We start from the raw sequence: 21,549 nt of genomic DNA, 5'->3' as shown, positions 1-21,549 counted from the left end.
TTATATCAACCTTTAACCGCGCCGAACGTCAGACCAGCAACAAGGTGCTTCTGAACGATGAATGTGAGGGTCAGCGCCGGAATAATCATCACGACCGCCAGCGCGCACATGCCACGCCAGTCGATGGTGAATTCAGCGGTGTAATCGAGAAGACCGACTGGAAGGGTCTTGGAATTGACGGAACGGGTAAGCTGGGACGCCAGCGCATACTCGTTCCATGAGGTGAGGAAGGCGAAGATGCCAGCAGTCGCAATGCCGGGACCGGCCAGCGGAAATTCCACCTGCCAGAAGGCCTGCCAGCGCGTGCAACCGTCAATCTGGGCAGCCTCTGCCAGATCCTTCGGTACCTGACGGAAGAAGCCGTCGATCAGCCAGATCGTAAACGGCACATTGAGCGCCACATAGGTGACGATGAGACCAAAATGCGTGTCGATAATGCCGATGCGCGAATAGAGCATGAAGAGCGGCAGTGAAAGCGCAATGCCCGGCACCGAGCGCGTCAGCATGAGGCCGAGGAATGTCGTCGACTTGCCCCAGAAGCGGAAGCGCGCAAAGGCATAGCCACCCGAAACGCCGACAATCAGCGCGATGATGGTGGATGTGACCGAGATAATCAGCGAGTTGCGGAAATAATCCCAGACAGGAATACCGCCGCCGCCTGCGCCTGAGAATATCGCATAATAAGCATCAAGCGTGATTTCCTGCGGAATCCAGACCGGCGGCTTTGCCATGATTTCGACCGGCGGACGCAGCGAGGACAGCACGATCCACAGACCGGGCAGACAAATGATCGCCATCGCGAGAAACAGGCCGATAAGATAGGCGACTTTCTTGACGCGGCGCAGCAGGCGATGCTGGTTATTGGAGAGCGTTGTTGATGCCATGATTACCACTCCGCTCCAATTTGCGCGCGTGCGGCTGCAAGCTTGCGGAAGAACATTACGGTGAAGAGGATCGAGAGCAGGATCGCGACATAGGCCATGGCATTGGCCAAGCCCATCTGCGCATCCGAATAGGCGGTGCGCCCGACCAGCGTCCAGATCAGCTCGGTTCGGCGTGCCGGGCCACCATCGGTCATGATCTTCACGATGTCATAAGCGCGGGCCACATCGAGCGAACGAATGGTCATTGCGATGAAAGCAAAGGGCATCAGATAAGGCCAGATGACATAGCGGAATGTCTGCCATGGCGTGCAGCCGTCGACGCGCGCGGCTTCAACCGGGTCCTGCGGCATGGACAGAAGACCGCCCAGAATAAGGATCGCGAACACCGAGGTCGACATCCAGACTTCTGCCAGCAAAATCGCAAACAGCGCCAGATTGCCGTCGATCAGCCATGGAATAGCCTGGCTGGTGATGCCCAGAGATTGCAGCGCATTGTTCACGAGACCGATATTGTCGTTGAACATGAACTTGAACTGGAAGCCGACGAGAACCGGCGAAAACATCATCGGGAACATCATCAGCGTGCGCAAAACACGCTGACCGTGGGTGGCCTTGTTGATGAGCAGCGCCAAGCCAAGGCCGAGCAGCATTTCCAGATTGAGCGCGATGGTGAGGAAAATCACCGTGCGGATGAATGCAGCCCAGAACACCCAATCACTCATGATGCGCTGATAGTTGCGCAAGCCGATGAAGTTGAACAGGCTGTCAGGGCGCGTCAGCCGGAATGGCGTGAAGCTTGAATAAAGCGAAAGCGCGAGGGGAAAAAGAACCACCGCTGCGAGGATGATAATGGCCGGAAGCAAAAGCAGAACCGGCGGAGAAATTCGTTTAAACATTGTTCTTCCGAAGCGGTGGATCAGCCAGAAAACCTGTCAAAACGGCCCGCCAATTGGTTTCCCAAAGGCGGGCCATGAAGTCACAAAGCGAGACTAGAGTTCGCCAGCATCCTCAAGGATCTGCGTTGCCTTCTTGGCTGCATCGTCAAGCGCCTGCTGTGAGGTCTTGTCGCCAAGGATCGCCGCCTGAAGCTCAGGATAAACAGCGTTGGAAATCTCGATCCAGGAAGGGGTCTGCGGAACCGGGAAAGCGGTCTTTGCCGTTTCCTGGAACACGGAGAGCACTTCCTTCTTGTATGGATCGGAAGCAGCCTGTTCGATGACATAATCCCAGACAGCCGTACGGGTTGGCAGCGTGCCAGCAGCCGATTCCTGCTTCTGCGAATCCTCGTTGGTCAGGAACCAGACGAGCGAAGCAGCAGCTTCCTTGGTGGCGCAGGATTCGGTGACCGAGAAGCCGTGATGGCCCGACCAGCCGGTGCGCTTGCCGGAAGAACCTGTCGGAGGCGGAACGATACCGACATTGCCTGCGACCTTCGACGACTTTGGGTCGTTGAAATAGGTCGCCCAGCCCGGCCAATCCAGGTTGATTGCAATGGTGCCGGATGCAAAGCCAGCGCCGAGCTCATCCCACAGATAGTTGGTGGTGCCTGCAGGAACGGCCTTGGCCTTGTAGAGATTGACGAACCAGTCGAGCGCACGGACACCGGCTTCAGAATTGAAAGCAGGCTTGCCGTCCTTGAGATATTCGCCGCCTTCTGCGACCAGCATTTCATAGAAGCGGCCATTGATCGCCTCTTCCTTGCCCGCAAACTGCGTGCCGTAGAAATTCGGTGGATCGGCAAAGAACACAGCCTGATCGGAAACTTCTTTCCAGGTCTTTGGCGGTGCCAGATCGTAGCCGTATTTTTCCTTGAACGCGGTCTTCTTGGCGTCGTCTTCGTAAAGGCTCTTCTGATAGTAGAGCGCCGAGACGTCGAACTGCGCGCGCGGCAGCATGACCAGCTTGTCGTTAAGCGTCGAAGCCTTGATCACCGATGGCACGAAACCTTCGATTTCGCCCGATGGAAGCAAACCATTCAGGTCGGCATAGAGATCAGGATATTGCGGCGCAAAGGACGAATGGTTGGAGCCGACGCACCAGTTGATCGAACCAGAAGCGATGTCCGACTTGATTTCCTTGTCCAGTTCGAAGTGGTTCTTCTTGGACAGGATGTTGACCTTGGCACCGGTCGCTTTTTCCCATTCGGCAATGCGTGAATACAGCGCTTCATACTGCTGACCGCCGATCAGCTTGGCGTTTACCGTCACGCCTTCAAATTTACCCGGCAAATCGGCCGCACCAGCGGAACCCATTGCCAACGCCAGTAGAGCCGTTCCCGCCAGGCAGGACGTTTTGAAACTCATCATGCTTCTCCTCCTCACGACGGACTTTTCCCCGGTCCGCCCCCAATTGTGAATTTGGTATTTATATGCAAACATATTATTCAAAACCGGTCAAGGCGAGTTTCCGCACATTTGCGACTTTCGCATTCCGGGTTGTTCGTATATGAAGAGGGATATTCATGAGGGGAGCCAACTTGGAAACAGACGATCGCTACCGCGCGCCCGCGCTGGACAAAGGACTGGATATTCTGGAACTGCTTGCGAGCGTGGATGGTGGGCTGACACAGGCAGAAATTGCCAAACACCTCGACCGCAGCCCCAACGAGTTTTACCGGATGCTGGATCGCCTGGTGAAGCGCGGTTACGTGACCAAGCTCGAGGGCGACCGCTATTCACTGACGCTCAAGCTGTTCGGTCTTGCACACCTTCATGCACCGGTGCGCAGACTTGCTTCCTTTGCCACGCCTTTCATGCGTGAACTTGCCGACCGCTCAAAGCAGGCCAACCAGCTTGCCGTGTTTGACCGGGGATCTGTCGTTGTCATTGCACAGCAGGAGGCTCCGGATTACTGGGGCATCTCAATCCGCGTCGGTTCGCATATCAGTCTGTTCGATACCGGTTCCGGCCATGTGCTTCTCGCCTTCCGGTCACCGGAAGAACGCAAGATGATGATTGCCGAATATGCAAAAGACGGTGAAAGCGTGAAGCTCGATGAGAGTTTCTACGAGCGCCTCGACCAGATTCGCGAACGTGGCTATGAAATGATGCCCAGCGCTCAGGTGGCAGGCGTCTACAATCTCTCGGCCCCGATTCTCGGCCCGGATGGTACTTGCATTGCCTCACTGACCTGTCCCTATGTGACACTCGTCAATTCGGCTTCAGCACCCGACATTACGCAGACCATCAGCCTGCTTCAAAAGACCGTCAAAGACCTGTCGAAACTGGTTGGCTCCGATATCGGGGCAACCGACTAAGCAATGCCGATAATTCTTATTTGAAAACTCTCTTCTTTTTTGAAAGTATGTCAATGGAGGAGAGTTTTCATGATTATCGATACCCATCTGCATCTGATAGACAAAAGCGCGCTGACTTACCCATGGCTGGGGGATGTACCGGCGCTCGACCGCGATTTTCTGTTTGAGACCTATCGGAAGCAGGCTGAGCGCTGCGGCATCAAGGCAGCACTGCATATGGAAGTGGATGTTGCGGCTGATAGCATTCAAGCCGAGACGCACCATGTTCAGGATATTTCAATCGCGAATGATGGCTTCATAAAAGGTGCAATTGCCTCCTGCCGCCCGGAAGAACCGGGCTTTCCCGAGTATCTCGAATTGCAGCTTGGCAATCCTTTCGTCAAAGGCTTTCGTCGTGTGCTGCATGTCGTACCTGATGACGTTTCCGAGGGTGTTCTTTTCCGCGAGAATATCAAGCGGCTGGAAGGCACTGGCCTGACCTTCGATCTCTGCACACTCCCACATCAGATCGACAAGGTACTTGCGCTGGCCGATCTTGCCCCGGACGTGCAATTCGTGCTCGATCACTGCGGCGTTCCGGACATCAAGTCAGGTGCGCTGGACGGCTGGAAAAAGGGCATTACCGAGATTGCGCAGCGCGACAATGTGACGGCAAAGATTTCCGGCGTAGTGGCCTATGCCGAGCAGACAAGCTGGACCGTCGACACGGTACGTCCCTATGTGGAGCATGTCATTGAGGCCTTCGGCTGGGAGCGGATTGTGTGGGGCAGCGACTGGCCTGTCTGCACACTGGCAAGCAATGTCGATGCCGGACTTTCGACATGGGTGGCCACAACCCATGCGCTTCTTGAAGGATGCAGCGAAGACGAAAAAGCGCTGCTTCTCTCTGAGAATGCAACGCGCCTCTGGAAACTATAAAACCAATCAGGCTGGCGGCACGCCGCCAGCCTTTCCATATAAATCAGAAGCTTTCGCGGAAAAGCCGGTTGAGATCGGCGATGACGACCTCCGCCTTCTCATTCTCCCGCAAGCCTTTGTTGATGCGTTCCGACGCCGCTTCCTGAAACGGCATATAGCCATCGTGACGCGGGCGCACCCATGCGCCTTCCAACGTCGCGCGCGTGTCGCGATAAAAGCCTGAAGTTGCATTGTTTACGGTATCGTCTTCCCATGCATCTGCATGTCCGGGCTGGCCGTTGGACGCCGCATAAAGCCCCTTTTGCACGTCACCACTGGCAATCCAATAAGCAAAGTCGATTGCCGCTTCAGGATGCTTGCTGAAGGCAGAAACTGCAATGCCTGTGCCACCCAGAGCAGAACCAGCAACACCCGCCGCACCCGCTGGAATATCGGCAAAACGGATCAGGCGATCGCGGAAGCCCGGCATGGCATAATTCACATAGCCGTAGATCAGCGGTGAGCAGGCAATATCCGAATCTGGCTTTGCCATTTCCTCAAACACGGCAATCGGGTCCATGCCGAAGCATTTCGGCTTTACTAGCGAAGCGATCTCGCGCAGTTGCTCGAAAGCTTTGACACCATCCTCAACAGAGATCAGCTCGCCTTCGACCGCGCACGGTGTTCCAGCATTGGCGACAAGCGTGTAAAAACACATCAGCGAATGCGGCGAGCGCAGTGGAAGCAGAACTTTCCCGGCGCGGGCAAGACGCAACACCTCGCCCCATGAGGTGACTGGCTTATCCATCAGGTCCGGACGCCATGCCTGAACCTGTGTTGCTGCATCGAGCGGAAACGCCCATTGCCGCCCCTGCCAGTTATAGCTTGGGAAGGACTGGCCCACGGAACCATCGGCAAGCTCTTTCAGTTCCGTTTCGCGGCCCGGCACATCAAGCGGCAGCAGACAGCCTTCCTTGGTGATCTGCCCCACATGCGGATGGTCGATCACGATCATATCGAAATTGCGGGCCAGTTCCTCGACCGGAAAGGTCTCGAAATCCTGTAGCGACCGCTTTTCCCACTCGATTTCGACGCCCTTGTCAGCAAGCCATTGTTCGGCACCCGCAACCATCGGATCATAGCCGCGCGGGTGGCTCCAGGTCATGCCTTTCAGCTTGATCGTACTCATAGACCGAACTCCTCGCGAATTTCTTTGCTGTTTTCGCCAATGCGCGGTGCAGCACGTGCCACCTTTGGGCGTTGTCCGTTGATGCGCAGCGGCGAACGTGTCGTGGTAATGGAAACATCATCCTCACGCGTTACCGTCTGGAGCATGTCGAGGGTCGAAAACCCTTCGCTTGCGAGCAGTTCTTCCCAGTTGAGAACGCGGGCGCACCAGATATCGGCAGGTTCCAGAATGGCGAGCCATTCATCGACAGTTTTCTTGGCAATACATTCGGCAATCAGACGCTTGATCTCATCGCGCTTGGCGAAAGCCACTTTCGGATCGTCGATAAAAGGCGAAAGCGCATCTGTTTCAAGCAATGCTGCCAGTTTCGCAATCGGCATCATGGCGATGGCAAGATAGCCGTCCGCTGCCGGATAGACGCCATAGGGAGCAGCAAGATAGGCATGGGCGCTGCGGAAATCGGAACGTTTTGGCAGACGACGACCATCGTTAAGGTGGGTGGTCAGCACTTCAAACTGGAAATCAACCAGCGCTTCGAGAAGGCTGGTTTCGACATGCGAGCCTTTATTGGTGATGCCGCGCCGAACCAGTGCTGCAAGAATGCCCTGCGCTGCGGCTGCACCCGCCAGCATATCGGCAACCGCCAGACCAAATGGCACCGGCCCCTGCCCTTCATCGCCATTGAGCCACATCAGGCCCGAGCGCGCCTGCGCCAGCAGATCCTGCCCCGGACGCCCGACCCATGGCCCCTCTTCGCCATAGCCGCTGATCGATGCATAGACGAGACGCGGATTGATTTCTTTAGCGGCGTCGTAGTCAAGGCCAAGACGCTTGATGACACCGGGACGGAAGTTCTGGATCAGCACATCCGCCTGTGTGAGAAGCTTTTTCAAAGCAGCCAAATCGTCAGGATTTTTGAGGTCGATCGCAAGACTGTCCTTGCCGCGATTGATCGCATGAAAAATCGTGGAATCGCCGCCGATCTCCGTGTCGCTCAGATAAAGCCTGCGCGAGAGATCGCCACCATCGGGCCGTTCAATCTTGATGACGCGTGCGCCCAGATCCATCAGACGCAACGAGCAATAAGGCCCCGACAGAAACTGGCTCATATCGACAACGACAAGCCCGCTCAGCGGCAGTTCGCTTTCCGACATCGGGAAATTCCCTCCTCATGAATTTCTTATGTGAATACAGTCTTCACATATGGATTTATGGAAGGCAAGACCGAATTTGGGCTTTGAATGCAAAAACGCCGCCCGGTTGGGCGGCGTTTTCAGTCTCGATTTGATGAATTGGATTGCGTGTTAAACCTCGTTGCTGGCCAGTTCCAGCAAGGTCCAGACGTGATCGGCAAACGAGTTCCACACTTCGATCCGGTAGTGATCGGCATCCCACTTCAACAGAATGATCTGGGCGTGATCAAAGATTGTGCGCGCAGCACCCGGAAAGCTCATCTGCGAAAGCTCAAGTGGGGAAGCGGCATTCAACAGCCATTCGGCCTGCGAACCGGAAATATCGATGCCGGTTTCCCGATGGCTTACTTCCGTCAGGCTGTGCGGCTCTGTTTCATAAAGCGTGGCGAAAGCCTGCGTGATCGCAGCACCCTTGGCTTCATCAGCCCAGATATACCATTCATCCGGTCCGATGCAGGCAACGGCAATATCGTCCGTGCGGATCAAACCGCCGATCTTTGCCGGGATTTTTGCACCCAGTGCCTTTTCGGCCAAGGCCAGTTTTGCCGGGGCAATGCGCAGGATGAAACGGGCGGCATCATCGGCTGCATGGATTTCCAGACGACCGGGAATGACGACCTTGCGGTTCGAATAAGGTTTTGTCTCAACAAGCATGGTTCAATCCTTATCACTACAGTTGCAAATTCGTCAGGCCGTGGCGAAAAGAGTGATTTTCGAGTACCGGAGCGGAGCGTACTTAAAGGTACGTGAGCACCGGAACGCAGACAAATTGCTCTTTGCAGCCCGGCATCACGAAGAATGCAGCTGTAGTGTTATCCGTTCAGTTTCTTTCCTTCGGGGTCATAGAAGACCATTCCCGAAACCACAGCCTCATGCACTGTGCCATCAGGCATCGGCATATAAAGCGTTTCACCCATACGATCCTTGCCACCGGAGACCACTGCCATGGCGATGGAACGACCAAGCGCCTCGCTCCAATAGGACGAGGTGACATGACCAAGCATGGTCATCGGCAGCGCCTGCTTTGGATCGGCAACAATCTGCGCACCTTCTTCCAGCACCAGCTTCGGATCGTTGGTCAACAGACCCACGAGATGCTTGCGATCCGCTTTCAGCATATCCGGACGCGCCAGCGAACGCTTGCCGACGAAATCCGGCTTCTGCTTGCCGACAGCCCAGCCAAGGCTTGCATCATCCGGCGTAATCGTGCCGTCAGTGTCCTGACCGACAATGATATAGCCCTTTTCAGCGCGCAGAACGTGCATGGCTTCGGTGCCATAAGGCGTGATGTCATATTGCTGACCGGCCTCATAGAGCGCCTTCCAGAGTGACAGGCCGTAACGGGCAGGCACGTTGATTTCATAGCCCAGCTCGCCGGTAAAGCTCATGCGGAACAGACGCGCTGGCACGCCAAGGAATGTGCATTCCGCAACCGACATATGCGGGAAGGCTTCATCGGAAATATCCAGACCTTCAACCATTGGCTCAATGAGCTTGCGCGCATTCGGGCCGTTGATTGCCACCACTGCCCACTGTTCGGTGGTCGAGGTCAATGAGACTTTCAGGTCAGGCCATTCGGTCTGGAGATAGTCTTCCATCATGTTGAGAACACGCGCGGCGCCGCCGGTCGTGGTCGTCACGTGGAAGCGGTCCTGCGTCAGACGACCGACAACACCGTCATCGCGGATGAAACCATCTTCGCCAAGCAGCAGACCATAACGGCAGCGCCCGACACCAAGCTTCGTCCATGGATTGGTGTACATGCGGTTCATGAATTCCGCGGCATCCGGGCCGACCACTTCGATCTTGCCAAGCGTTGAGGCGTCGAACATGCCGAGCGACTGGCGGGTCGCCTTGCACTCGCGCGCCACGGCCTGATGCATGTCTTCGCCGGTTTTCGGGAAGTACCATGCGCGACGCCACAGTGAGACCGGCTCAAAAGCTGCGCCATGCTGTTCGGCCCAGCTATCGATTGGTGTCTTGCGCGTGACATCGAACAGCTTGCCGCGATTGTAACCGCAGAAAGCGCCAAAGGTCGTCGGCGTATAGGGCGGGCGGAAGGTAGTGAGACCCACCTGCGGCGTTGGGCGCTTGAGCGCATCGGCTGCAACGGCCAGACCGTTGATGTTCGAGGTCTTGCCTTGATCGGTCGCCATGCCGTTGGTGGTATAGCGCTTGACGTGCTCGATGGAATGGAAACCCTCGCGCACGGCCAGACGAATATCCTTGGCAGTCACATCGTTCTGGAAATCGATGAAAGCCTTGGCCTTGCCCGGATCGCGATCGGTTGGCAGTTCGCGACAGCTTACGCCATCGCAGACAAAATCACCGGCGACCGCATATTCCGATACCTTGGCTTTGTGTCCGGAATCATTGGCAGCAGCGGCACCCGCTTCCGCACCCTCACGCAATGCAGCCTGCAGGTCGAAATTGCCATTGCCTGCACCGGCGCAGCGGCTTTCCTCGGTGCGTTCGCCTGGCAGATAAATCTGGCGTGCCTCATCCCAGACGAGAGAGCCTTTCGTGTGCGAGAACAGATGCACGCTCGGATTCCAGCCGCCGGACATCAGCAGCACATCGCAGGCAATCGTGCGCGCAGCACCGACCGAGCCGTTAGAAACCGGATTAGCGCGGACCGACGACACGCGATGGCGTCCGCCGGTATCCGTCACAGTCCAGCCGGTCAGTGTTTCAATGCCAAGCATTTTTGCGCGATTGACGAGGCTGTCGGCAACGCTTGAACGCACATCGATGATGGCCGGAACCTTGACGCCTGCGACCGCGAGATCGAAAGCCGCAAGCCATGCGCTGTCATGCGAGGTGACGACGACAGCCTGATTGCCGACCTTGACGCCATAGCGATTGAGATAGGTGCGTGCGGCAGAAGCCAGCATCACGCCGGGGCGATCATTGCCTGCAAAGACCAGCGGCTTTTCAATCGCGCCCTGCGCCAGCACCACCTGTTTTGCGCGCACGCGCCACATACGCTCACGCGGCGCATTGGAGGCAGGCTTGGCCTGATGATCGGTCAGGCGTTCGCAAAGACCAACCATGTTCTGATGGTAATAGCCGATGGCCGTCGTGCGCGGCAAAAGCGTGACATTCGGATTGGCTTTAAGGGCCGCTATGGTTTCGTTCAGCCAGTCCCAGCTTGCGCGGCCATTGATGACCGGCTCCGGTTCCGACAGAAGCGAGCCGCCAAATTCGGCCTGCTCGTCGACGAGGATGACCTTCGCGCCACTCTTTGCGGCTTCAAGGGCGGCGGCCAGACCGGCAGGTCCACCACCGGCAACCAGCACATCGCAGAAAGCATAGCGGCTGGCATAGGTGTCCGGATCGGGCTCGGACGGCGATTTGCCAAGACCGGCAGCGCCACGGATGAAAGGCTCATAAACCTTGTTCCAGAAGCTTTTCGGCCACATGAAGGTCTTGTAGTAAAAGCCTGCCGAGAAGAACATGTAGAACGCATCATTGATCGCGCCGACATCGTGCTTCAGCGACGGCCAATGGTTCTGGGTTTCGGCCTTGAGACCATCATAGAGTTCCAGCACCGTTGCGCGGGTGTTCGGCTCAAACCGACCTGGTCCACGCGAGACGCCCATCAGTGCATTCGGCTCTTCGGAACCGGCAGAAAGAATGCCGCGCGGGCGGTGATATTTGAACGAACGACCGGCCAGATGTTCGCCATTGGCAAGCAGCGCGGATGCCAGTGTGTCACCTTCAAAACCGGAATAGGTCTTGCCGTTGAAGCTGAATCGCACGGACTTGGTCTTGTTGACACGGCCTTTGTTATGAATGCGCATATCGGTCATCATTTCGTCTCCGCAGCCGGAGTTTCTGCCAAAGCAGGACGGGGCTCACCGGCCTTGTAGGTGGTGACAAACTTGTCGCTCACCGTATCGCGCACCGCATTGAAAAAGCGGCCGCAGCCATTGATATGCCGCCAGCGTTCATAATGGGTGCCGCGCGGATTGGAGCGCGTGAACAGGAAGTCGCGCCATTCATCATCGGTCAGTGTCGATGGGTCGGCTGGACGCGCAATATGCGCTTCGCCCGCATAGGCGAATTCCAGCTCAGGACGTTCCATCTCGCAATAAGGGCAACGGATTAAAAGCATATCATACCTCCCTTAGTGCGCGACGGCGGCAGCAGCCGCTTCATCGATCAGGCGACCGGTGGTGAAGCGTTCAAGCGTGAACGGTGCGTTGATCCAGTGTGGTTCGTCGCGTGCGATCGTATGGGCAAAGACATGCGCCGAACCTGGCGTCGCCTTGAAGCCGCCGGTACCCCAGCCGCAATTGACAAACAGGCCCGGAACCGGCGTCTTGCCGATAATCGGCGAACGATCCGGCGTGACGTCAACAATACCGCCCCATTTGCGCAGCATTCGCATACGGGTGAAGATTGGGAAGACTTCGCAGATGGCCGCAAGCGTATGCTCGATCAGCGGCAGGCCGCCGCGCTGGCTGTAGGACACATATTGGTCCGTGCCGGAACCGATCACCAGCTCGCCCTTGTCGGACTGACTGATATAGGCATGAACCGTGTTGGACATGACCACACATGGGAAGATCGGCTTGACCGGCTCGGACACGAGCGCCTGTAGCGGAAAGCTTTCAAGCGGCATACGCACGCCTGCCGTATCCATGACAATCGATGTGCTGCCAGCAGCGGAAACCGCCACTTTCTTCGCCTTGATGAAACCGCGTGGCGTATCCACGCCGGTCACGCGACCCGACGCATCGCGACGAATGGCCGTGACCGGGCAATTCTGGATGATATCAACGCCGCGCTCCGTCGCGCCGCGTGCATAGCCCCATGCAACCGCATCGTGACGGGCCACGCCGCCGCGCCGCTGTAAGGTGGCACCGACGACCGGATAGCGCGCATTGGCTGAAATATCGAGCGGCGGGCAATATTCCTTCGCCTGCTCCTTGGTCAGCCACTCATTGTCGATGCCGTTGAGGCGGTTGGCATGGATGTGACGCTTGAAGCTCTGCACATCATGCACCGTATGCGCCAGCATCATCACGCCGCGCTGCGAGAACATGACATTGTAGTTGAGGTCCTGGCTCAAGCCTTCCCACAGCTTCATCGCATGTTCGTAGAGATGTGCGCTCTCATCATAGAGATAGTTGGAGCGGATAATTGTGGTGTTGCGCCCGGTATTGCCGCCGCCAAGCCAGCCTTTTTCGATGACCGCGACATTGGTGATGCCATGTTCCTTGGCCAGATAATAGGCCGCACCCAGACCATGCCCGCCAGCGCCGACGATGATCACGTCATATTCGGCCTTGGGTTCGGCATTCGGCCATTGCGGCTTCCAGTTCTTGTTGCCGGAAAGCGCATTTTTAATAATAGAAGCTGCAGAAAAACGGGACATAGACAACCACCAGTTTCGCGACCGCAAGCGCCCTGTCGGCACAAGCGAAGCCTTTGATGATATTTCTATTGTTTCCGTTTCAAACCCGACAGCAGGCTTGCGTCAAAAGACGCCACAAATACGACATGCCCACCATTTCGCGACATCTCGCCCACCTCATACAAGTGGGCCCGCGTCTGCAACCTGACGGCAAAGCAGTTTCAAAAATCGCCCCTGTAAAATAGGACAACATTATTGTCCTTTTCCCTTTTCTTTTATTGCGCAAAAGACTACGCATTCTTTCGTAAAATCGCGTCCAAAATAAAAGAAACGCAAGAAAGGTGATTCCGTGACTAAGGAGAATCTACTCGAAAGTGCACTTGTCCGTCTGGACGAGGCTGCAGGCCACATCAACATCGATGCGGACGTCATCGAGAAGCTGAAATATGCACGTGAGACCATGAAAGTGCGACTGATGATCCGCATGGATGATGGTTCTCGCAAATCCTTTCTTGCATGGCGCTGCCGCTACGACGACACGCGCGGACCGACGAAGGGCGGCATCCGCTATCATCCGGAATCGACCGCGGAAGAGGTTGAAACGCTGGCCTTCTGGATGACTTTCAAATGCGCAGTCATGAACCTGCCTTATGGCGGCGGAAAGGGTGCAATTCAGGTCGATCCACGTCAACTCTCAAAGGCTGAGCTGGAGCGTCTTTCGCGCGCCTATATCCAGGCTTTCTCCGGTATTATCGGGCCGGATCGCGACATTCCGGCACCGGATGTCTACACCAATTCCATGATCATGGGCTGGATGGCAGACGAATATTCCCAGATCGTCGGACAGTCCTCGCCTGCCGTCATCACCGGCAAGCCGCTGGCGCTTGGCGGTTCGCTTGGACGCAATGATGCCACGGCGCGCGGCGGCTTTTATCTCGTGCGCCATCTGTCACACGATCTGGGCCTTGCTGCGCAGCTTCGCGTCACGGTTCAGGGCTTCGGCAATGCCGGTCAGTTCATCGCCAAGCTGATGGCTAGCGATGGTCACAAGATCGTTGCCGTATCGGATTCGTCAGGTGCTGTTTATTGCGCCAACGGCCTTGATCTCGATGCTCTTCTGGAAGCGAAAGCACAGAACAAGTCGGTTGTCTCGACAGCTGGCAAGAACGGCCATGAAGCCATCACTCCCGATGAATTGCTTGCAGCCGACTGCGATGTTCTGGTGCCAAGCGCCATGGAAAACATGATCCATGCCGACAACGCAGCTTCCATCAAGGCAAAGCTTATTGTCGAGCTTGCAAATGGTCCAGTGACACCGGAAGCAGACGAAATCCTTGCGAAAAATGGCGTCATCGTTCTGCCGGATATTCTGGCCAATGCCGGTGGCGTGACAGTTTCCTATTTCGAATGGGTGCAGAACCGTCAGGGCTATTACTGGACGCTTGAAGAAATCCACGAGCGCTTGAAAACCATCATGGAACGTGAAGGCCGCGCCATCTGGAACCATGCCAAGCAGCACAATGTGACGGTTCGCTCGGCAGCTTATGTCCATGCGCTGCAGCGTCTTGCACAGGCTATTGAAGCACACGGCACGCAAAACGATTTTGCTGCCTGATCCAGCCTTTTGACATTACCCCTCCTGCCAGCCTGCTGTCAGGAGGGGTGTCGAACGGCGGTTTCCTTTTCCCGTTGGCGCTATAGTTTACCTTCACAAGGAAAAACCAGCGCGATGGGATGATGAGCATGTCGTACAGAAACCTATTCAAGGGAAGTGCCATCGCACTTGCCCTCTTTGCAGGCGCAGTTCAGTTTCCCAGCCTCGCGCAGGCACAGGTGGTCGTGTCTTCCAAGATCGACACTGAGGGCGGCGTCCTTGGCAACATCATTCTGGCCATTCTCAATGCAAATGGTATCCAGACCACTGATCGCATCCAGCTCGGCGCCACGCCGGTCGTTCGCAAGGCGATCACCGCTGGCGAAATCGACATCTATCCCGAATATACGGGCAATGCCGCCTTCTTCTTCAACAAGGCTGACGACCCGCTCTGGAAAGACCCAGCCAAAGCTTATGAGACTGCAAAGCAGCTCGATTACGATGCCAACAAGATCGTCTGGCTGGCACCATCACCGGCAAACAACACCTGGGGCATTGCGGTGCGCAAGGATGTCGCCGACGAAAACAAGCTTACGAACCTGAGCGAATTCGGAAAGTACATTTCAGGCGGCGGAAAGGTCATTCTGGCCGCATCCTCGGAATTCGTGAACTCGGCAGCAGCCCTGCCCGCTTTCCAGACCGCCTATAGCTTTACCCTGAAACCCGACCAGCTCATCACACTTTCAGGCGGGGACACGGCTGCAACCATTGCTGCCGCTGCCAACCAGACCAGCGGCGCCAACGCGGCCATGGTCTACGGCACCGATGGCGGCATCGCGCCTTCCGGACTTGTCGTTCTCGAAGACGACAAGCATGTGCAGCCGGTCTACCAGCCCGCCCCGATCATCCGTGAGGAAGTCTTGAAGAAAAATCCGAAGATCGAGGAACTTCTGAAACCCGTCTTCGAGAAACTCGATCTGACCACCCTTCAGGAACTCAACGGTCGCGTGCAACTGGGTGGCGAACCGGCAAAGGCGGTTGCCGAGGATTTTCTTAAAGCCAACGGATTTCTCAAGTAGAGAGCGCGATAACGGATAATTGCCGGGCATGAGTGCAACACACCAGACGATCCAGGCAAATGGCACGAGGGGCTTGTTTGCATATATCGACAAGCTCGGACTGGTCATTGCGGCAATCGGCTTATCGGGATTGCTTCTGCCATTCGCAAACTTTCGGGCAAACCGCATCGTTCAAGGCGAGCCGCGTTATCTTTTGGATGCCCTGCCACCCTCATTGGCGCTGCTGTTCGCCGCTGTCGTAGCGGCAGGACTGCTGATCGGCTTTGTCCGCAGCAACAATTTGTTGCGGCTGTTCGCGGCTCTGTTCTGCCTCACATCCGTCATGGTGGCAATCGGCCTGGCCGCGTCATATCTGTCGCCTGAAGGAAGCAGATATGCGCGCGTTTCTCCGGCTTCCGGTTTCTGGCTGCTGTTTTTTGCGAGCGCACTTTATGTCGCGGATGGGCTGGTCCGGTTGCGTGCCGGTCCGTTTTTACGGGTCGGACTGCTGGTCATTGCAGGATTACTTCTGGCCGCGCTGCTTTCCTCAGGCCTCTGGGACAGCATCTCATTCATGAAGGAATATCAAAGCCGCGCGGACAGCTTCTGGAACGAAGCCGAACGACATATAGCCCTGGCTTTGGGGTCGCTTGCAGCGGCGACCGCAGTGGGCATTCCGCTGGGGCTTGTCTGCCATCGCTTGGCCGGGTTGCGCGCTTTCGTTCTGAACAGCCTCAATATCGTGCAGACCATTCCATCGATGGCCCTGTTCGGTATTTTGATTGCGCCACTCGGCTGGGTCGCCACGCAGTTTCCCTGGGCGGGTGCTATCGGTATCCGTGGTATCGGCGCTGCACCGGCATTCGTTGCGCTTTTCCTCTATTCGCTGCTGCCTATCGTGGCAAATACCGTCGCAGGGCTGGCACAGGTGCCGGAGCCGGTAACGGACGCAGCCCGCGGCATGGGCATGACGCGCCTGCAACGCCTCTTCAAAACGGAATTTCCGCTCGCTTTTCCCGTTATTCTCACCGGCATACGTATCGTCATGGTGCAGAATATCGGCCTGACGACCATTGCGGCATTGATTGGTGGCGGCGGCTTCGGAACATTCGTCTTTCAGGGCATTGGGCAAACGGCCATGGATCTTGTTCTGCTGGGTGCCTTGCCTACCGTTCTCCTCGCCTTTGCGGCTGCTGTCATTCTCGATGCAGCGATAGAAATCACCGGGAAAGGCAGCTCCCAATGATCGAGTTTGACCATATCACCAAGCGCTATAACGGACGCGCAGCGGTGGACGCGGTGAGCTTCACCATCGAACCCCACAGTATTGCTGCCATTGTCGGGACGTCAGGTTCCGGCAAGACGACCCTCCTGCGGATGGTCAATCGTCTGGTCGAGCCGACCGACGGAGAAATCCGCATCGATGGCCGCAGCATCATGGACGAACCTGGTCATGTTCTGCGGCGGCAGATCGGTTACGTCATCCAGCAGAACGGACTTTTTCCGCATCGTACCGTCGCGGAAAACATAGCGACGGTTCCCCTTCTGCTTGGATGGCAGAAACGGCGCATCGATACACGTGTGGATGAACTGCTTGACCTCTTCCAGCTTGAACCAGCGGACTATCGCGACCGCTATCCGCATGAACTTTCCGGAGGGCAACAGCAACGCGTCGGTGTGGCACGCGCACTCGCTGCCGGGCCGAACATCCTTCTCATGGACGAGCCATTCGGGGCACTCGATCCGGTAATCCGAGCCAAGGCACAGGAAGATCTGAAGGCGATCCAGAAGCGGCTCGGCACGACCATAATCCTTGTCACGCACGACATGGAGGAAGCCATATCGCTGGGTGATCGTATCGCCGTCATGGATGACGGAAAATTGCTGCAATATGGTCCACCGGCAGAAATTCTTGCCCGTCCGGCAACCGATTTCGTCGAACGTCTTGTCGGTACGGGCGAACGGCCTTTCCGCCTCCTCTCTCTCATGGACCTTAAAACCGTGCTCCAGCCCGGTGATGCAAGCGGTGCAACAATGCCTGTAACAGCGTCGCAACGCGATGCCCTTGCCGAGCTTCTGTGGTCAGGACGCAAGGCTCTTCCCGTTCTTGATCATGATGGAAGACCACTTGGACAAGTTACGCTCGACAGGCTCCTGCATCAGGCAGAGCGTCCGGCATGAGGTTGTTCCTGTCCCTTGTTCCGCGTGCGCTGCTTCTGGGCGTTCTGCTGCTGTTTCTGTGGCGGCCCCATCTTTTCGAGCCGTTGTTTCGACCGCTCGTCGATGAGGGCGTCCCGGTCATTTATGATCGTGCAAACTTCGTGACACTGACTTTGCAGCATCTCGGCCTGGTCGCTCTGGCCGCACTTGCATCCACGATTGTAGCCGTCTCGATGGCAATCTTTGTTACCAGAAAGCAGGGCGCAGAGTTTCTGCCACTCTCACGCAGCCTTGTGAATATCGGCCAGACCTTTCCTCCAGTTGCAGTGCTGGCACTTGCAGTGCCGGTCTTCGGTTTCGGAGACAAGCCGACCCTGATTGCACTCTTCCTCTATGGTCTGCTTCCGATTTTTGAAAATACACTGACAGGACTAACGACTTTGCCGCCTCCGGTTGTCGAAGCTGCACGCGGCATGGGGATGACCAGCGCGCAACGGCTTGTCAAAGTCGAGGTTCCGCTTGCCATGCCGGTTATTCTGGCGGGTATCAGACTTTCCGTTGTGATCGGCCTTGCAACGGCTACCATTGGCTCGACTGTCGCTGCCAGAACACTTGGAGAAGTCATCATCGCCGGGCTCATTTCCAACAATCTTGCTTTTGTTTTGCAAGGAGGGCTCGTCGTGGCTGCACTTGCCATACTCATCTTTGATGGGTTTCAGGCAATTGAACATTACCTCATGAAACGTTCCGGACGAGCCATCTGAACGCATAAGCCTCTTTGAAAGACGTCTCTGCATTCCTATATCCTTGCAAATAACCAGCCAGCGAGGAACGGGATGAATATAGGGCAGGCAGCTGCAGCATCTGGCATATCGGCGAAGATGATCCGCCATTATGAAACGATCGGACTCATTGAAGCTGCCGAGAGAACCGGTTCGGGCTATCGCGTCTATACGCAGAAAGACGTTGAGACGCTGCGCTTCATCCGCCGCAGCCGCGATCTCGGTTTTCAGGTTGAACAGATCAAGGAACTGCTGACGCTCTGGCGCGATCGCAACCGCGCATCGGCTGACGTCAAGAAGGTAGCGCTTGGCCATGTCGAGGAGCTGGAAGCCAAGATGCGTCAGTTGCAGGAAATGGCTGATACGCTGCGCTACCTCGCGAAAAACTGCCACGGGGACAACCGCCCCGATTGCCCGATCATTCACCAGCTCGCAGAAAACAGCGTGGAAAGCCGCAAACGCCCGGCTCCACGCAAAGGTGAATTGCTGCACGGTAAAATTTAAGGTCTGCAAATAAAACGCCGGGATCACTCCCGGCGCTTTTCTTTCACATCACCGGCTCAGCCTTTCGGCAGAGTATAGGCGATCACATAATCGCCGGGCTTGGTGCCAACAGAACCATGCCCGCCGGCAACCATCAGAACGAATTGCTGATCGCCGACCGTATAGCTCATTGGCGTCGACTGCCCGCCAGCAGGAAGCCGTGCTTCCCAGAGCTGCTTGCCCGAAGTCAGGTCATAGGCGCGCAGATAATCATCCACGGCTGCACCAAGGAAGGCAACGCCGCCTGCGGTGATCATCGGTCCGCCAATGCCCGGGACGCCGACCTTCAGCGGAAGTGGAACCGGTGACATATCGCGGATCGTTCCATTCCGATGCTTGTAGGCAATCTTGCCGGTTCGCAAGTCAACACCAGCGACATAACCCCATGGCGGCGTCTGGCAGGGAATACCGAGTGGGCCCAGGAATGGTCCCATGAAGACGCCATAAGGGGCGCCGTCGTTGCGGTTCAGGCCCTGCTCGCTTCCCTTTTCATCCTGTCCTTTCGGCGGAATGTCCGCGCGTGGAACGAGGCGCGAGGTGAAGGCGAGATAGGTCGGCATACCGAACATGACTTGCCGCACCGGATCGACAGCAACGCTGCCCCAGTTGAACACACCGAAATTGCCTGGATAGACAATCGTTCCGCGCAGCGAAGGCGGGGTATATCGGCCTTCATAGAACAGCTCGTGGAACTTGATACGACAAGCGAGCTGATCGAACATCGTCACACCCCACATGTCACTTTCGCGCAAGGGCGGCGGACTGAAAGTAAGATCGGAGATCGGCTGCGTCGGCGCAGTATGGTCCTCGGGTATCGCGCCTGTCGGAGCAGGAATTTCCCTGACTGGAATGATCGGCTCGCCAGTGCGTCGATCCAGAACATAGAGATCGCCCTGCTTCGTCGGTCCGACCAGTGCCGGAACCCCGTTGATTTCCAGCAGGACCGGCTGGGCTGGAACGTCCATATCCCATAGATCATGGTGAACTGTCTGGCGCACCCAGCGAAGCTGTCCGGTGTTCACATCGAGAGCGACGATGGACGAGGAAAACTTCTCCACATTCTCGCTGCGGTCCATACCAAGCTGGTCGGGCACCTTGTTGCCGAGCGGAACAAAGATCAGCCCGAGCTTCTCATCGACGCTTGAAACGGACCAGCTATTGGGTGAGTTGGTCGTGTAGTGCTCACCCTCCGGCAGCGGCGTGGTGACATCCGGATTGCCTGAATCCCAGTTCCACAGCAGTTGGCCGGTGCGGATATCGAATGCGCGAATGACGCCCGACTGTTCTTCCGTCGAATAATTATCGTTGACGGCACCGCCAACGATGATCTTGTCGCCGACGACCGCAGGGGGCGAAGTGGAGTAGTAATACCCTGCCGGATTGTATTTCATGCCGTGGCTGAGATCGAGAGTTCCACCATTGGCGAAATCCGTGCAGATTTCTCCGGTGGCCGTATCCAGTGCAATCAATCGCGCATCAGATGTCGGCAGATAGACACGCTCGGCGCATTTCGCTCCAGCCGTTGCGGTCGTATCTTTCCAGTAGCTCACACCACGGCAGGTCTGGTGCTGGCGGTCTGTATTGAAACCGACCTTGGGATCGAATTTCCACTTTTCCTTGCCGGTCGCCGCATCCAGCGCAATAGCCCAGTTATGCGGCGTGCAGAGATAAAGGGAATCGCCAATCTTGAGCGGCGTGACCTGATAGGTCGTTTCGCCCACATCCTGCGGCTGCTTCACATCGCCGGTCTGATACTGCCAGGCGACCTGAAGCCTGGAGACATTCTCCGGCGTTATCTGTGCCAGTGGCGAATAGCGCTGACCGTAAGGCGTTCGACCATATTGATGCCATTCACCATCGGGTACGTTGCCACCAAGATCGGGCGTTGCAGCGACCTTCTCCGTCGGCAGGTCTCCGGCAATATTGTAGCTATCCTGTGTTATCGCATAGCCTGCGACCACGACTGCGATCACCGAGGCTGCAGCCAATGGCAGACCGCTATCGCCTGCTCCGTTATTCAATGGTTTCCTGATCCAGGGCGTCAGCATCCAGAAGCCGAGCAGCACGATGATGCCGCCGCGTGCGCCAAGCTGCCACCAATCGAAGCCGACTTCATAAACGGCCCAGCCGAGCGATCCAAGAATGACAAGCGCATAGACCCATAATGCTGTGGCGCTGCGCCGGGAAAGCAAAACGGCGGTCAGCAGAAAGCCGATCGCCGCGAGTATGTAATACCAGCTACCGCCGAGTGCGGCGAGCCAGATGCCTCCCGCGCCGAGCGCAAGCCCGATCAGGAAAAGAACAATAGAAGTTAACCAGATAAGCAAGACATTACCCCCTTCTAGCACAACCGGCATCCCGTCATATGTGCAGGGAAGCCGGGCGGATTAACCGCTCACCAATTTCGAGGCATTCCAGATATGGCCAGATATGGTCAGATATAGGTTGCAAGTCTTGCAGCAATCCGTGTGCCGCACAACTCCCTGCTGCCTACATATCCACATAGGCGAGCATGGAAAAAATCTAGGGAGCGGCAGAGTAATTCTTTCGCCGGAAAGGTCGAGAGGGACTGGTTTCAGTCCAAGCGGCATCCTTAATTAAGGCAGAGTGCCGAAAAGAAGCTTTGAGCTG

Annotated in this window: 18 protein-coding genes; 8 read left to right on the top strand and 10 right to left on the bottom strand. The window is 56.6% G+C overall.

Annotated features, from left to right (window positions below):
• Positions 1-5: 5 nt before the first annotated feature.
• From LJ361_RS01280 to LJ361_RS01270, 3 genes are all read right to left on the bottom strand, one after another.
• On the bottom strand, positions 6-884 hold the full coding sequence (locus tag LJ361_RS01280; RefSeq protein ID WP_010658082.1) for a carbohydrate ABC transporter permease: 879 nt from the start codon (positions 882-884) through the stop codon (positions 6-8).
• A 2-nt stretch (positions 885-886) separates the two neighbouring features.
• Complete coding sequence (locus LJ361_RS01275) at positions 887-1,780, bottom strand: carbohydrate ABC transporter permease (RefSeq protein WP_010658081.1); 894 nt, start codon at positions 1,778-1,780, stop codon at positions 887-889.
• 93 nt (positions 1,781-1,873) lie between these two features.
• Positions 1,874-3,190, bottom strand: a complete 1,317-nt coding sequence (locus tag LJ361_RS01270) for an ABC transporter substrate-binding protein (RefSeq protein ID WP_011982490.1) — start codon at positions 3,188-3,190, stop codon at positions 1,874-1,876.
• Between the two features lie 155 nt (positions 3,191-3,345).
• Between LJ361_RS01270 and LJ361_RS01265 the strand changes: the two genes are divergently transcribed.
• Entirely contained in the window at positions 3,346-4,140 is a 795-nt protein-coding gene (locus LJ361_RS01265; RefSeq protein ID WP_010658079.1) for an IclR family transcriptional regulator, read from the top strand.
• A gap of 69 nt (positions 4,141-4,209) precedes the next feature.
• Entirely contained in the window at positions 4,210-5,058 is an 849-nt protein-coding gene (locus LJ361_RS01260; RefSeq protein ID WP_010658078.1) for an amidohydrolase family protein, read from the top strand.
• Positions 5,059-5,101: 43 nt separating this feature from the next.
• Here LJ361_RS01260 and LJ361_RS01255 read toward each other — a convergent pair whose 3' ends face one another.
• The 6 genes from LJ361_RS01255 to LJ361_RS01230 all read right to left on the bottom strand — a co-directional run bounded on the left by LJ361_RS01255 (position 5,102) and on the right by LJ361_RS01230 (position 12,802).
• The gene (locus tag LJ361_RS01255; protein ID WP_010658077.1) at positions 5,102-6,226 is read right to left on the bottom strand and encodes an extracellular solute-binding protein; all 1,125 of its coding nucleotides are present in this window, start codon (positions 6,224-6,226) and stop codon (positions 5,102-5,104) included.
• Complete coding sequence (locus LJ361_RS01250) at positions 6,223-7,380, bottom strand: CaiB/BaiF CoA transferase family protein (protein ID WP_010658076.1); 1,158 nt, start codon at positions 7,378-7,380, stop codon at positions 6,223-6,225. The genes LJ361_RS01255 and LJ361_RS01250 overlap by 4 nt, the downstream gene beginning before the upstream one ends.
• 150 nt (positions 7,381-7,530) lie before the next feature.
• On the bottom strand, positions 7,531-8,073 hold the full coding sequence (locus tag LJ361_RS01245; protein ID WP_010658075.1) for a sarcosine oxidase subunit gamma: 543 nt from the start codon (positions 8,071-8,073) through the stop codon (positions 7,531-7,533).
• A gap of 158 nt (positions 8,074-8,231) precedes the next feature.
• Entirely contained in the window at positions 8,232-11,231 is a 3,000-nt protein-coding gene (locus tag LJ361_RS01240) for a sarcosine oxidase subunit alpha (RefSeq protein WP_010658074.1), read from the bottom strand.
• Entirely contained in the window at positions 11,231-11,536 is a 306-nt protein-coding gene (locus tag LJ361_RS01235) for a sarcosine oxidase subunit delta (protein WP_010658073.1), read from the bottom strand. The genes LJ361_RS01240 and LJ361_RS01235 overlap by 1 nt, the downstream gene beginning before the upstream one ends.
• Before the next feature lie 12 nt (positions 11,537-11,548).
• Positions 11,549-12,802 (bottom strand): sarcosine oxidase subunit beta family protein, encoded by a 1,254-nt coding sequence (locus tag LJ361_RS01230; RefSeq protein WP_010658072.1) that lies wholly within the window; start codon positions 12,800-12,802, stop codon positions 11,549-11,551.
• A gap of 328 nt (positions 12,803-13,130) precedes the next feature.
• On the opposite strand from LJ361_RS01230, the gene LJ361_RS01225 reads away from it, so the two are divergent.
• From LJ361_RS01225 to cueR, 6 genes are all read left to right on the top strand, one after another.
• Entirely contained in the window at positions 13,131-14,396 is a 1,266-nt protein-coding gene (locus tag LJ361_RS01225) for a Glu/Leu/Phe/Val family dehydrogenase (RefSeq protein ID WP_010658071.1), read from the top strand.
• Between the two features lie 128 nt (positions 14,397-14,524).
• On the top strand, positions 14,525-15,454 hold the full coding sequence (locus LJ361_RS01220; protein WP_029375863.1) for an ABC transporter substrate-binding protein: 930 nt from the start codon (positions 14,525-14,527) through the stop codon (positions 15,452-15,454).
• Positions 15,455-15,473: 19 nt separating this feature from the next.
• The gene (locus LJ361_RS01215) at positions 15,474-16,679 is read left to right on the top strand and encodes an ABC transporter permease (RefSeq protein ID WP_376752912.1); all 1,206 of its coding nucleotides are present in this window, start codon (positions 15,474-15,476) and stop codon (positions 16,677-16,679) included.
• Complete coding sequence (locus LJ361_RS01210; RefSeq protein ID WP_010658068.1) at positions 16,676-17,614, top strand: ABC transporter ATP-binding protein; 939 nt, start codon at positions 16,676-16,678, stop codon at positions 17,612-17,614. The genes LJ361_RS01215 and LJ361_RS01210 overlap by 4 nt, the downstream gene beginning before the upstream one ends.
• Entirely contained in the window at positions 17,611-18,357 is a 747-nt protein-coding gene (locus tag LJ361_RS01205) for an ABC transporter permease (RefSeq protein WP_010658067.1), read from the top strand. Before LJ361_RS01210 ends, LJ361_RS01205 begins: the two co-directional genes overlap by 4 nt.
• 72 nt (positions 18,358-18,429) lie before the next feature.
• A complete protein-coding gene (gene cueR / locus LJ361_RS01200) occupies positions 18,430-18,879 on the top strand; it encodes a Cu(I)-responsive transcriptional regulator (RefSeq protein ID WP_010658066.1) in 450 nt (149 codons plus the stop codon).
• Positions 18,880-18,935: 56 nt separating this feature from the next.
• On the opposite strand, the gene LJ361_RS01195 is transcribed toward cueR, so the two are convergent.
• Complete coding sequence (locus LJ361_RS01195) at positions 18,936-21,245, bottom strand: glucose/quinate/shikimate family membrane-bound PQQ-dependent dehydrogenase (protein ID WP_010658065.1); 2,310 nt, start codon at positions 21,243-21,245, stop codon at positions 18,936-18,938.
• Positions 21,246-21,549 lie beyond the last annotated feature (304 nt).

The organism is Brucella sp. JSBI001 (genome assembly GCF_026014005.1).
Lineage (GTDB): Bacteria > Pseudomonadota > Alphaproteobacteria > Rhizobiales > Rhizobiaceae > Brucella > Brucella anthropi.
The sequence above is the reverse complement of the archived record's forward strand: the minus strand, read 5'-3'. Positions and strand labels throughout refer to the sequence as shown.

What these genes read in the sequence shown, in the direction of transcription:
- LJ361_RS01260 (WP_010658078.1), top strand. Translation starts at nt 4,210, where the DNA reads ATGATTATCGATACCCATCTGCATCTGATAGACAAAAGCGCGCTGACT.
- LJ361_RS01265 (WP_010658079.1), top strand. Translation starts at nt 3,346, where the DNA reads ATGAGGGGAGCCAACTTGGAAACAGACGATCGCTACCGCGCGCCCGCG.
- LJ361_RS01270 (WP_011982490.1), bottom strand. Translation starts at nt 3,190, where the DNA reads ATGATGAGTTTCAAAACGTCCTGCCTGGCGGGAACGGCTCTACTGGCG.
- LJ361_RS01210 (WP_010658068.1), top strand. Translation starts at nt 16,676, where the DNA reads ATGATCGAGTTTGACCATATCACCAAGCGCTATAACGGACGCGCAGCG.
- LJ361_RS01220 (WP_029375863.1), top strand. Translation starts at nt 14,525, where the DNA reads ATGTCGTACAGAAACCTATTCAAGGGAAGTGCCATCGCACTTGCCCTC.
- LJ361_RS01205 (WP_010658067.1), top strand. Translation starts at nt 17,611, where the DNA reads ATGAGGTTGTTCCTGTCCCTTGTTCCGCGTGCGCTGCTTCTGGGCGTT.
- cueR (WP_010658066.1), top strand. Translation starts at nt 18,430, where the DNA reads ATGAATATAGGGCAGGCAGCTGCAGCATCTGGCATATCGGCGAAGATG.
- LJ361_RS01230 (WP_010658072.1), bottom strand. Translation starts at nt 12,802, where the DNA reads ATGTCCCGTTTTTCTGCAGCTTCTATTATTAAAAATGCGCTTTCCGGC.
- LJ361_RS01275 (WP_010658081.1), bottom strand. Translation starts at nt 1,780, where the DNA reads ATGTTTAAACGAATTTCTCCGCCGGTTCTGCTTTTGCTTCCGGCCATT.
- LJ361_RS01280 (WP_010658082.1), bottom strand. Translation starts at nt 884, where the DNA reads ATGGCATCAACAACGCTCTCCAATAACCAGCATCGCCTGCTGCGCCGC.
- LJ361_RS01250 (WP_010658076.1), bottom strand. Translation starts at nt 7,380, where the DNA reads ATGTCGGAAAGCGAACTGCCGCTGAGCGGGCTTGTCGTTGTCGATATG.
- LJ361_RS01240 (WP_010658074.1), bottom strand. Translation starts at nt 11,231, where the DNA reads ATGACCGATATGCGCATTCATAACAAAGGCCGTGTCAACAAGACCAAG.
- LJ361_RS01245 (WP_010658075.1), bottom strand. Translation starts at nt 8,073, where the DNA reads ATGCTTGTTGAGACAAAACCTTATTCGAACCGCAAGGTCGTCATTCCC.
- LJ361_RS01235 (WP_010658073.1), bottom strand. Translation starts at nt 11,536, where the DNA reads ATGCTTTTAATCCGTTGCCCTTATTGCGAGATGGAACGTCCTGAGCTG.
- LJ361_RS01255 (WP_010658077.1), bottom strand. Translation starts at nt 6,226, where the DNA reads ATGAGTACGATCAAGCTGAAAGGCATGACCTGGAGCCACCCGCGCGGC.